This is a genomic window from Acidimicrobiales bacterium, assembly GCA_036378675.1.
Taxonomy (GTDB): Bacteria; Actinomycetota; Acidimicrobiia; order Acidimicrobiales; family Palsa-688; genus DASUWA01.
Map to the genome: position 1 here is coordinate 1 of DASUWA010000020.1, position 11,888 is coordinate 11,888.

Here is an 11,888-nt window from a genome sequence, read left to right on the forward strand (position 1 = left end):
GGAACGGTCTCGGACAGCACGTGGGTGTGGAACGGGTCGACCTGGACCGACTACTCGCCGGCGCAGATCGAGGAGCCCCCCGGCCGGTACCTGGCATCGATGGCCTTCGACCCGGCTCTGCACCAGCTGATTCTCTTCGGCGGCCGCAACGGCGCCGGACACCAACTCGACGACACATGGGCGTGGAACGGGGCCTCCTGGTACAACATCGGCGGGCGACCGGGGAGCACCACACCGAGCAGCAGGGACGGAGCGACCCTGGCGTACGACGGTCAGGGGCACCTGCTGCTGTTCGGCGGCGAAGGCACCGCAAGTGCTGTACCTGCGAACCCGACTGCATCCCCGACGCAATCGACGGCCGCGGGAGTGGCTACCCTCGGCGAGCGGAGCGGAACCGCGCAGACAAACGCGACGGCCGCGCCCCTTATCGCCCTCGGAGACACCTGGCAGTGGAGCTCGGGCGGCTGGTCGCAAATCAATGTGCCCGGGCCCACCGCCCGTACAAACGCTGCCGCCTCCTACGACCAAGCTCATGGCGCTGTCGTCGTGTTCGGCGGAGCCTCGGGCCCGTCCGGGGCGCCCGGAACCGTCCAACTGGCGGACACGTGGACCTGGAACGGCTCGGCGTGGAGCCAGACGCCACCCACCAGCGGCCCCGCAGCTCGATCCTTCGCGGTCATGGCGGATGACCCGATCGCAGGAGGAGTGGTGCTCGCCGGTGGGTCCTCGGGAGGGGCTCCCCTCGGAGACACCTGGACGTGGAACGGTTCGGGGTGGTCGCAGCTGTCGACCAACGGAACGGCAGCCATGCGGACCGCGGCCTCCGGCGCATACGACACGGCCACCGGCGAGCTCGTGGTGTTCGGCGGTACCCGGCCTGACGGCGGGTTGCTCAACACGACCGTGGTGCTTGCAGCCGGCGCGCCGTTGCCCCTCGGGTCAGCGCCGAGCCCCGGGACGACCGTGACTCTCCCGGGGTCGCAGACGACCTCTACGACAACTTCCGTGCCTTCGACCACGCCCGGTGCAACCGCCCCCGGACCTCAACGAAGCCGGGCCTTGTCGCCTGGCGGCAATCGCCAAGCCCCCACGAGGTCCAACTCTGTCCCGGTTCTCCGTCCTGGTCAGCTGGTCACGCTCACCGGATCAGGGTTCTCTCCCAACGTCGAGCTCACCTTGACCTTCCACTCGACGCCGGCGCTCGTCGGCAAGACGCTGACCGACGCCCACGGTGCCTTCGTCGCAACCGTGTCGGTGCCGCTCAAGGCATCCAACGGCACCCATCATTTCGACGCGTCCGGACTCACGGCTTCCGGGCCCGCGGATCTCGTCGTGGCAACCGTCAGAATTGTCGCGGCGGCCTCTTCGTCCTCGCCGTCTCTCGCTGAGACCGTCGCGCTGGTGCTGGTCGCGCTCGGGCTTCCTCTCGGGACGTGGCTGCTGTTGGGGTATCGGGGCAGGATCCGGGAACGAATCTCCTAGGCTCGAAACTCGTACCTGCGAGCTTTATGGCGCGACAAACCCTCATACACGCCTAGTTCACTGGCAATCTGCCGCATTTACTAGATAGGCTCGCCCCGATGGACTCGTTCACGGTCGGCCAGGCGTCTGACCTGCTCGGGGTGAGCTCGGACACGGTGCGGCGCTGGATCGACAACGGCGAGCTCCCTGCGCTCCGCAGTTCTGGTGGCCGCCGCCGGATCGCCGGCGAGGAACTGGCGCGCTTCCTGACCAAGAGAGCGGGGTCACCTTCGCAGCCCCCGGTCGCTGAGTCGGCGCGGAATCATTTCCCGGGGCTGGTCACCAAGGTCACCAAGGACAAGGTGATGGCGCAGGTCGAAATGCTGGCCGGCCCGTTCCGCGTCGTGTCCCTGATGAGCAGGGAGGCGGCCGACGAGTTGCAACTCGCTCCGGGCGTGATGGCTGTCGCTTCGGTGAAGTCGACCAACGTAGTTATCGAAGTTCCGGACATGAAAAAGAAAGAGGGAATGTGAGCCGCCCGTCCTCTCGCCGTTTCCTGTCCGTGCTCGCAACGCTGGCAGTCGTCGCGTCGGCCTGCTCGTCAAGCTCTTCTTCAAAGTCGTCGGGCACAACCCCCAGCAATGACACGACCACGCCGACCACGAGCTCGCCGCTCACCGGTTCTCTCGATGTCTTTGCCGCCGCTTCCCTCACCGCGGCGTTCAACTCAGCTAAGACGACCTTGACCAGCGCGAACGCGGGTCTGAGCATCACGTACAACTTCGCCGGATCGAACACGCTCGTCGCGCAGATACAACAGGGAGCGCCAGCCGATGTGTTCGCGTCCGCCGACACGGCGAACATGAGCAAACTCGTGGCCGCAGGCCTCGTCAAAAACCCGGTGGTATTCGCGCGCAACAAGCTCGAGATCGCGGTCGCGCCTGGAAACCCCAAACGCATAACCGGACTGCCCGACTTGGCCAAGCCCGGGGTTTCGGTGGTTCTCGAAGCGGTGGGCGTACCCGCCGGCGACTACACCCGCCAAGTGCTTGCCAAGCTGCACATCGCCGTCACACCGAGGTCACTAGAAACCGACGTCAAGTCCGCTTTGTCGAAGGTCACCACCGGGGAAGCCGACGCAACAGTTGTGTATGTAACTGACGTCGCTGCAGCGGGCTCGGCAGTCGATGGTGTGAGTGTTCCCGACTCCGACCAGCCGGCGATCACCTACCCGATCGCAGTGGTCAAATCCACGAAGAACCGGTCCGCAGCCGAAGCCTTCGTCAACTCCGCGGTATCAGGTGATGTTCAGAGGAGCTTGGAGGCAGCCGGCTTCCTCCCACCGCAGTAGCGCCGCGAGGCTGCCTCGCGGTGTCGGACTGGCGGTGCTGGCCGCCTTGGCCCTCGCGCTCGTCGTGCTGCCATTGGCAGGAATGTTGCAGCGAACTCCGTGGTCCTCGCTGTTCCGCGATCTCAGTTCTCACGACGCGGTCACGGCCATCCGTCTGTCGGTGGAAACCTCGTTAGGAGCACTCGGGTTCTCGATCTTGTGCGGCGTCCCGCTCGCCTGGTTGCTCGCCCGCCGTGAGTTCCCCGGCCGATCCCTGATCAGGGCTCTGGTAACGCTGCCGATGGTTCTTCCTCCGGTGGTCGGAGGAATCGCGTTGCTGTATGCCTTCGGTCGTCGCGGGTTCGCCGGCACCGTCCTGTACGACCTCACCGGCTGGAGGCTCGTGTTCAACACGACCGGCGCGATCGTCGCGGAGGCGTTCGTCGCAATGCCTTTCCTGATATTGACCGCCGAGGCGGCCTTCCGTTCCATGGACCGCCGGCCCGAAGAAGCCGCGGCGACGCTAGGCGCCGGCCCGGCGTATCGCTTTAGGAGGGTCACTTTGCCTGCGGTCGCTCCGGCACTCGCCGCCGGAGGGGCATTGACCTGGGCGCGCGCGCTCGGAGAGTTCGGTGCCACCATCACTTTCGCCGGCAACTTTCCAGGCACTACCCAGACCACCCCGCTCCTCGTATATCTCGACATCGAGTCGGGACACGAGAACACCGCGTTGGCGGTTTCGTTCTTGTTACTCGCGGTTTCCTTGGCGGTACTGGTACTGCTGAGAGACCGGTGGCTCGGCAACTCATGACGCTGATCGCCGAGATCGCAGTTCCGGTCGGGGCACTTAACCTCGACTTGAACTTGAAAGTTGATCGGGAGTCGGTCGTCGCACTGGTCGGTCCTAACGGCGCCGGCAAGACCACGCTGGTTCGGGCCCTGGCCGGGCTATTGCCGATACAGCGTGGCCGCGTCGCAATCGACGGGACGGTGGTAGAGGATCCCGCAAACAACGTTCGGATACCACCGGAGCAGCGCAACATCGGAGTCGTGTTCCAAGAGCACCGCCTCTTCGACAACCTCACCGCGATCGAGAACGTCGCGTTCGGTCTCCGCGCCCGCGGAACACCCAAGCGCCTCGCTCGCGACAAGGCTCAGGAGTGGCTGTCCCACGTCGGGCTCCCCGAAGTAGGCGACCGGCGTCCGAGGCACCTGTCGGGTGGCCAGTCGCAACGAGTTGCTCTCGCGCGCGCCATGGCAATCCAGCCGTCTGTGTTGCTCCTCGATGAGCCACTCGCTGCAGTCGATGCAGCTGCGCGCGCGGAGTTGCGGCACCTGCTTCGCGAGGAACTAGCCACGTATCCGGGCGCTCGCCTCGTCGTGACCCATGACCCAGTCGAAGCGGCCGCGCTGGCCCAATGGCTGATCGTTCTGGAGGACGGACGCATCACCCAGCAAGGGCCCCTGGTCGAGGTCACCGCCCGTCCCCGGTCGGCGTGGGTCGCGACGATGGTCGGGCTCAACCTGCTCACCGGAATCGCGGAGCGAACGACGGTCCGGCTGGACAACGGTGAGGTCATCACGACAGCGACCGATGGCAGCGGCCCGACCTTCGTCGCCATCCGCCCCAACGCGATCACCTTGCACAGGCATGCCCCCGAGAGCAGCGCTCGGAACTTGTGGGCCGGCGATGCCGGCGAGCTGAACTTCACCGGAGACCGCGCTCGCCTGCGTATCAACGGACCGGTACCGCTGATCGCCGAGGTCACACCCGCCGCGGTCGCGGAGCTGCATCTTGCAGACGGAGGGCCCATCTGGGCATCGGTGAAAGCGACGGACGTTGACACCTATCCGGCGTAGCCCGTCCCCTGGAAGTTCTCCGGTGAGCGCCAACGCCGCCTCTCACCGTGGCGGCCGCCGGCCGATGCGTCCCAAAATGTGCCTAGATATGACGAAGGTCACACTAACTGTGTTGCAGGCGATACAGATACGTCCTGGGCGCCGACAGCATCATTGCCACGTCGGATCGTTGACGGTTCAGGGGCAGGGAATCCGGCAGCGGAGGGCAAGGAAGGGGCAGGGGTGGCTCCCCAAGAGGAGCCACCCCCCTTTTTGTCATGCCTCCGGTTCTTTCCTCAGGACTCAGCGCCCATCCGCAACAACAAGTCGAGGTCCCGCACCTCGATCCGCCGTCTCGCCAAATCGAGCGCGCCGGCTTCCTGAGCAGCTCGCAGAACGCGGTTGACGGTCGGCCGGGTAGTGCCGGCCATCGCCGCGACCTCCTCCTGGGTCAAGGGGATGGTCCCGTCCCCGTAGAGAGACGCGGCGTCGGCGATTCGCCGGATGACCCTGGTCGTGGCGGGGACGTACAGCGCTTCGACCAACTGGTCGGTCAGACGGAGAACCCGTGCCGCAAGGAGGCGCAGAAGTACCCGGTCAAATGTACGATCCGCCTCCCTCAGGGCTACGAACGCTGACTTCGAGAGGAAGTAAGTCTCGACTCGTTCGAGCGCCACTGCCGATGCCGATCTCCTTCCGTCCTCCATCAGCAGCGACTGCTCCCCCACGGACTGCCCGGGGCCGGCGACGGTGAGCGACGCCTCGTCTCCCCCAGGCGTGGATATCCGGACCATCACCCTTCCGGCATTGACGACGTGCATCCCGTCGCTCGGATCACCATGAACGAACAGCGGCTCCCGCCTCGAGAAACGCCGGACAGTGCATCTCGACACGAACGCTTCGCGTTCGGCGGGCGCCAAATCCGCCAAGAGATTCAGCTCCATCAACAAGAGCATGTCACTTGTATCAATACGAGTCACGGACAATCTGTGACAAATGTCATAGATCGTGACTAATCGGAGGTGTGCTAGCAATCACTCCAGCGAGCCGAAGCGCGGCGGGCATGGTCGTGCGAGGCAGTAGGCGCCCCGGGCAGGGCGGCGTGACCGTAGCGGCCACACCTGGCAGGGGTCTATGAGACGGAAGGGGTATGTGGGATTTCTAGCGGCCGATCCGAGGATCGGTTCGCTTCAGCCGCGTATCCCGATGGTCAGGGGAGCGCAGGGGTGCTGTCACCCCAGCAAGCACCTCGCGCTCCCCGCTTCGGCGCCGGTCAACCCGTGTTCCGGAGGCCGGCCGCGATTCCGTTGATCGTGAGCAACAGGGCACGCTGAAGTTCGGGATCCGGCGTCCCCTGCACCGAACGAACTCTTTTCAAAAGGGCAGTTTGTAAATCGTGGATCGGAGCGAGGTACATGTCGCGCACCTCGAGCGTCCGGCGAAGCACGGGCGCCCGTTCCAGCAGGTGCGACTGCCGGGTCACCCACAGGACCTGATCGACAGTTCGTTGATGCTCTTCCTTGATCATGTCGAAGATATGGCGCGACTCGGCTGGCACCAGCGAATCGACGTACCGCTCGGCGATGGCCAGGTCGGTCTTGGCCAACGTCATCTCGACGTTCGACACAAACGTCGAGAAGAACCTCCAGCCGGCCATCATCTCGAGCAGATCGTCCTCATTGCCACCTTCCCGGGCGGCTTGGATTCCCGATCCGACCCCGAACCAGCCGGGCACGATCTGGCGCGACTGAGTCCAGCCGAACACCCATGGGATCGCACGCAGACCGCTGATGCCCGAGTTGCCCTCCGGCCGCCGGGCCGGCCGCGATCCGATCTGCAGCGCACCGAGCTGGTCGACCGGGGTGGACGCCGAGAAGTATCCGAACAGATCGGGTCGCTCGGCCAGCCGCCGGTAGGACGAGAACGCGGCCTGCGAGATCAAGTCCATGACCTTGTACCACCGTTGCCGCTCGTCCTCCCGCAACGCAGGTGTTCCATGAAGCGCGGTTGCCTCTAACGCGGCGGCAAGCGTGAGCTCGAGGTTCTCCCTTGCCAACGCCGGCAACGAGTACTTGTCGCTAATGACCTCACCCTGCTCCGTCAGTTTTATGGCACCGTCGAGAGTTCCCGCAGGCAGCGACAAGATGGCGTCGTGCGTCGGGCCACCGCCGCGTCCCACGGTTCCGCCTCGGCCGTGGAAGAACATGACCCTGACGCCGTGTTGTCGCGCGACTCTCAACACCCGCCGCTGCGCCTGGTGGATCTCCCACTGAGAAGTGGTGATGCCGGCCTCCTTATTGGAGTCGCTGTACCCGAGCATCACCTCCTGAACACCTCCGCTGCTTGCCACCAGACGGCGGTACGGCGCGACCGACAAGAGGTCGCCGACCACTCGGTCGGCAGAACGAAGTTCGGCAATCGTTTCCAGCAGCGGAACGAAGCTCAGGCTCGACTTGCCGGCGGAGACGTCTACCAACCCCGCTTCCCGGGCAAGAACCACTGCCGCCAAAACGTCGTCGGCCCCGCGTGTCATCGAGACGATGTAGGTCGGAATCACGTGATCGCCGAACTGGTCGTGAGCGCGCTTGATCACTTCGAAGACCTCGAACGTCCGTCGCTCGGGTTCTTCAAGGGCAGGATTCCTGGGCGCTAGGGGGCGTTTGTTGTCAAGTTCGGATGAGAGAACCTCCAGCCGCCGAAGATGGTCGAGCTCGTGGTACGGCTGACCGACACGATCGAACAGGTAGGCGAGTACCCTGTGGTGCGCGTCTGCATGCTCTCGCACGTCGACTGCGGCGAGATGGAATCCCCAGCAGGTCAGATTCGCGATGGTCTCCGCAAGGAGGCCACGAGCAACAAGCTCCCCACGGTTGGCGAGCAGAGAAATGTGCATCACTTCCAGGTCCGCGATCAGTTCGCCGGCGTCGAGGTAGTCGCGTCCAGGGACGTGACGCTCCGCCCGCTCGAGCCTCCGCCGGGTCGACGCCAGCTTCGCCGCGATGCAAGTCGCCTTGAGCCGATACGGTTCGTCCGCGTTCAGCCGCCGATACCGGTCTTCGATTCCGGTCACCTTTTGGAGATCGGCCTCTAGGGAGAGAAGCAGCTCGGGCGACACACCGATCAATCTCGTTGAGATCGAGAGCTCCTGCCTGAGCGCGTCGACTGCTTCTACAGCGTTGCGAAGCCCATGGTCGTGCTGGAGCCGAATTACTTCCAGGGTCACGTCCGGGGTGACGTTGGGGTTCCCGTCGCGGTCCCCGCCAATCCATGTTCCGAAGGTGAGAGGGCAGCGCAGAGAACCCTCTACCACGCCGAGCTGGGTAACGATGTGCTGCCAGTCCTCCAACACACGTCCTACTACGAAGCGCTCGAGCTCGTCGAAGTAGTACACCGCGTTGCGGGCTTCGTCCAGGGGTTCCGGTTGGGCTACTCGCAGGTCGTCGGTAAGCCAGAGCAGCTCCACGGACTCCGCCAAACGCCGCTCTCGATCGTCATCGGCGTCAACCGGGGCGAAGCGATCCCCTTCGAGCAGATCGGCAATGCGCCTCAGATGGTCGAGCGTCGTGCGCCGGGCGGCCTCGGTTGGATGGGCGGTAAAGACGGGCCGCACACAAATCCGGGGCACGATGGCCGCGATCTCGTTGCCGGACACCCCGGCCTCCTTCACGGCCGAAGCCGCTCGGGCAAGCCAACTCTGGCCTCGGCCGGCGGCCTGCAGCGCGCGTACGCGGTGGACCTGCTCCGTCACGTTGGCCAGGTGGAAGTACGCGACGAACGCGCGCACCAGCCTCGTCGCGTCCCCAAGGGGGAGCACGTCGAGTAGTTGAGCGGTCGCCGCCTGGTCCTCGCGGCTCCCGGCCCGAACCGCCTCCACCAGGTCGAGGACCTCCTGGCCCTCCACCCGAGTAAGCGTCTCGCCGAGGAGCCCAACCACTCTCCGGATGTCCCTGCGTAGCCCCGCGTCGTCAAGCGACGCCTCGCCTATCTCGCTCACATATCGAGAATGCCAGCCCGGGAGCCACCCACCGGACCGAACGCCAGAACCGGTCCTCCCGGCACGCCCGCGGGCTGGCTTGGATCAGCTCAACTCGTCTATTCGGCGCACGTCGAGATTCCGAAAGGTCAACGGCCCGTCGCACAACTTTGCGATCCGCTCGGCGAAATCCGACGTCTCGGGCAAGTTGGAATTCTCCATCGCCTGCTCGTAGCTCGGAAACTCCACGATCTGGACGAAGGTAGTCGGGCGTTCCCGGTCCTCGGTGACGGTCGCTCGGTGAGCCAACCTTTTTCCTTGAGTTTGCTCGATCCACTCATCCATTAGAGCCTCGACTTCATCGAAGTTGTTGGTGGTGAGTTCGATGATCTGGATGAAAGCCATTGCCGTCCTTTCGAAACGATCCCTGCTGGTCAGCTCTGGACGAAAACCTAGGCACCGTCGCCGGGCGGCGGAGCCAACATCCGCCGAAAGTTCAAAGCCTTGCCTGCGCCCCGTTTCGGAGCTAGCCAGTCTCCCCCGACGGGTGCTCGACGACCGCGACGACTCGGGATGCCATAAAGCGGGCGGTCCGGATCGGAGTACCTGAACGGGTCACTTCCGTAACCTCGACGGTCCCTCTTGACTGAGTCACTTCGACTCGGCGACCGGCGCGTGTGGCCTCGATCTCGAAGCGCTGTACGGCCGAACTCCCAACGTCGACCAGCACCTCGACTCGGTCACCCTTCACTATTTCAAGGTTATCCATCGGCGAGGTCTGGTGCTCGACGTCGCGCGAACAGTGGCCGAGTGGTGTCGGCGTACCGCGTGCGAGAATCTCCGCTTGGACGCGCTGCCGAACAGGGGGGATGTCGGATGTCCGATGAGGTGGTCTTCGAGACCGTAGCTCCAGTGATCCCGGTCCTGGACCTCGCAGCGGCCCTCGACCGGTACAGCCGATTGGGTTTCACGGTCAAGTCTTATGGTCACGGCACGGGGTACGGGTTCGCCTATCGAGGGAACGTGTCGTTGCATGTGACCGAGTGGGATGAACACGACCCCGGGCGGACCGCGGCACACGTCTACATCTACGTGTCGAATGCGGACGCTGTCCGAGCGGAATGGATCGCCTCAGGAGTCGCGGGGCGTTTCGGCGACGTGCTGGAGAGGGAGTACGGGCTGAGGGAGTTCGGTTACGTCGATCCCGATGGAACGCTCCACCGCGTCGGCTCTCGGCTCGAGAACTCGTAGTGGGCGGTAACCGGTCCGTCACCGCGTACTAACGCGTGGGCAACATCGGTTTCTGGATTGGCGGTGTCAATGTGAGAGTTGTGCACCGGCTCACCTAATCTGGTACACGTGAAGGGTCGAGGGCTGGCTGTGGCGGTGTTCCGCTCCATCGCGCCTTCTGGTTCGAGCTCAGAAGGGCTTCGACCCGTCTCCGACATCATTGCGGAGGTGTCGATCAACACCGGGGAAGGGAGCCTGATCGGCCGCGAGCTGTTCGATGACGCCGTAACTCAACTCCTCAGAACCAAGCTCGTCGAGGCGGATGGGAAAAGCCTGCAATTGACCCCTGAAGGCAATCACTTCTGGAGCCGGATATCCCGTCTCCCGCCCTCGGGCATGAAGAAGTGGATCCTGGAGGCGGTCGACGCTTACTCCCGGGGAGCGGAACTTCGGTGGGCGATACCAGACGAAGCTTGGTCAGATGCGCAGATCTTGTTCGCGGAGCGCCATCGAATGCTGATGGTCGCCCGTCTGGAGGTATTAGACGGACTCCTCGGTGCGATCCAGAACTGGCACTTTGTCTCGACGCTCATCGGGACGGCTGGAGACCGATCCGCGGCCATCGCAGCACTTCAGGCCTCGCCGTTCAGGTTCAGCAAGATCCAAGCGCAGCAGATTGTGGAGATGCGGGTCTCCCAGCGAACCGCCCTCGGACGCTTGGCACTGGCAGAGGAGCGAGACGCGATTCGAGCGGAACTCGAGGAATTAACCGAAGTTGACTCTGGGACTGGGCCCGACTGCTTGCCCACCTCGCAGGTCACCGCCTTCGAAGAGCTGGTTCCGCCGCGCCTTGGAGCCACGGAGCCAAGCGACGCGCTTTAGAGCTACGTGGTGATGGCTGGCTTACGGCCTATGCCACTGAGTTGCCACGACGCAGTACACCGTCCCCAAGGTCGGCCCTTCGGTCTCGTTCAACTTTTGGCCATACCCACGATCGGCCTATTCAACGGCGCGCCACCATGCGACCCGAAGAAACCAGCATCACCATAAGTGAAGATCCCACCATCAGACGCCACCAACCAATACCCCTGGTCCACCTGGTTGCTGACCATCGGTTCTTGAGAGCCGGTAGAGAAGCTTGTGTAGTCGCCCGCTGCGACACACGCGCCCGTAGTAGGACAGGAGACGCTTGATAGTTCGCTTGACCCGTTGGGAACGGCGTTAGCCGGCGCAGCGAGAACGGTAGCTTGTCTCCAGACCCCGTTGACCTCGATAGCCGACAAGGCCTGTTGGTGGTTGGAAGTACTCCAGTAGGACCCGACGGCCGTACAGTTCCCCTGTGACGTACACAACACACCCCGCAGGTCGCCATACGAGCTGGTGGCCGCGTCCCAGGGTGTCATGACCTTGGTGGCCTGAGCCCAGACGCCGCTGGTTTCGGAAACCGACATAGCCTGTTGGTTGGAGGCGCTGTCAAGGTAGTGGCCTACGGCGACGCAACTTCCGACTGAGGTGCATGAGACCCCGTCCAGCAAGGCTCCCGGGTCACTCCGAGCGTCCGGCGGCGCACCGATACCAATCACCGGTGGTGCAGCGGTGGGCGCGCCCCAGATGCCGTTCGACTCGGTGACAACCATGGCCTGCGTATGAGATGCGCCATCCAGGTAAGAGCCCACCCCCGTGCAGTTGCCATTGGAAACGCACGACACAGCCAGTAGCTCGGCGATTCGAACGCTGCCGGCGTTCGAAGGTTCACCGACTTGACTGGCTTGGCCCCAGACCCCGTTGGTCTGGGTGGCAACCATGGCCTGTTCACCGTTGACGGAGCTGTCGAGGTACCTTCCAACCGCCACGCAGTTGCCGGCCGAGCTGCACGATACTCCGGTCAAGGCCGCGCCGGGGTTGGCTTGAGCACTGGGAGGTGCAGTGATCATGGTGGGCGTTCCCCACCCTCCGTTGGTCTGGAGGGCAACCATCGCCTGAGAATGGTTGGAGCTGTCGCGGTACCCTCCAACCGCTACGCAGTTGCTTGCCGAACTGCAGGAAGTCCCCGTT

General features: G+C 64.2%; 12 protein-coding genes. 7 read left to right on the forward strand and 5 right to left on the reverse strand.

Annotation, left to right across the window (positions count from 1 at the left end; translation table 11 throughout):
* The 5 genes from VFZ97_08045 to VFZ97_08065 all read left to right on the forward strand — a co-directional run.
* On the forward strand, nucleotides 1–1,482 hold a 1,482-nt coding region (locus tag VFZ97_08045; GenBank protein ID HEX6393378.1), incomplete at its 5' end, for a hypothetical protein.
* 98 nt (nucleotides 1,483–1,580) lie between these two features.
* The gene (locus VFZ97_08050) at nucleotides 1,581–1,994 is read left to right on the forward strand and encodes a helix-turn-helix transcriptional regulator (GenBank protein HEX6393379.1); all 414 of its coding nucleotides are present in this window, start codon (nucleotides 1,581–1,583) and stop codon (nucleotides 1,992–1,994) included.
* Nucleotides 1,991–2,812, forward strand: coding sequence for a molybdate ABC transporter substrate-binding protein (modA, locus tag VFZ97_08055; GenBank protein HEX6393380.1), 822 nt, complete (start codon nucleotides 1,991–1,993; stop codon nucleotides 2,810–2,812). Before VFZ97_08050 ends, modA begins: the two co-directional genes overlap by 4 nt.
* A gap of 34 nt (nucleotides 2,813–2,846) precedes the next feature.
* Nucleotides 2,847–3,602, forward strand: coding sequence for an ABC transporter permease (locus VFZ97_08060; protein ID HEX6393381.1), 756 nt, complete (start codon nucleotides 2,847–2,849; stop codon nucleotides 3,600–3,602).
* Nucleotides 3,584–4,651, forward strand: coding sequence for an ABC transporter ATP-binding protein (locus tag VFZ97_08065; protein HEX6393382.1), 1,068 nt, complete (start codon nucleotides 3,584–3,586; stop codon nucleotides 4,649–4,651). The genes VFZ97_08060 and VFZ97_08065 overlap by 19 nt, the downstream gene beginning before the upstream one ends.
* Before the next feature lie 275 nt (nucleotides 4,652–4,926).
* On the opposite strand, the gene VFZ97_08070 is transcribed toward VFZ97_08065, so the two are convergent.
* From VFZ97_08070 to VFZ97_08085, 4 genes are all read right to left on the reverse strand, one after another.
* On the reverse strand, nucleotides 4,927–5,574 hold the full coding sequence (locus tag VFZ97_08070; GenBank protein HEX6393383.1) for a Crp/Fnr family transcriptional regulator: 648 nt from the start codon (nucleotides 5,572–5,574) through the stop codon (nucleotides 4,927–4,929).
* Nucleotides 5,575–5,903: 329 nt separating this feature from the next.
* A complete protein-coding gene (gene ppc, locus VFZ97_08075) occupies nucleotides 5,904–8,624 on the reverse strand; it encodes a phosphoenolpyruvate carboxylase (GenBank protein HEX6393384.1) in 2,721 nt (906 codons plus the stop codon).
* Between the two features lie 84 nt (nucleotides 8,625–8,708).
* Nucleotides 8,709–9,008: a hypothetical protein gene (locus VFZ97_08080; GenBank protein ID HEX6393385.1), complete on the reverse strand. Its 300-nt coding sequence runs from the start codon at nucleotides 9,006–9,008 to the stop codon at nucleotides 8,709–8,711.
* A gap of 121 nt (nucleotides 9,009–9,129) precedes the next feature.
* Complete coding sequence (locus VFZ97_08085; protein HEX6393386.1) at nucleotides 9,130–9,354, reverse strand: hypothetical protein; 225 nt, start codon at nucleotides 9,352–9,354, stop codon at nucleotides 9,130–9,132.
* Nucleotides 9,355–9,479: 125 nt separating this feature from the next.
* On the opposite strand from VFZ97_08085, the gene VFZ97_08090 reads away from it, so the two are divergent.
* Complete coding sequence (locus tag VFZ97_08090; GenBank protein ID HEX6393387.1) at nucleotides 9,480–9,854, forward strand: hypothetical protein; 375 nt, start codon at nucleotides 9,480–9,482, stop codon at nucleotides 9,852–9,854.
* Nucleotides 9,855–9,962: 108 nt separating this feature from the next.
* Nucleotides 9,963–10,715 carry a hypothetical protein gene (locus tag VFZ97_08095; protein HEX6393388.1) on the forward strand — a complete coding sequence of 251 codons (753 nt, stop codon included), beginning with the start codon at nucleotides 9,963–9,965 and terminating at the stop codon, nucleotides 10,713–10,715.
* Between the two features lie 89 nt (nucleotides 10,716–10,804).
* Here VFZ97_08095 and VFZ97_08100 read toward each other — a convergent pair.
* Nucleotides 10,805–11,888: hypothetical protein (locus VFZ97_08100; protein ID HEX6393389.1), on the reverse strand; the 1,084-nt coding region annotated here is incomplete at its 5' end.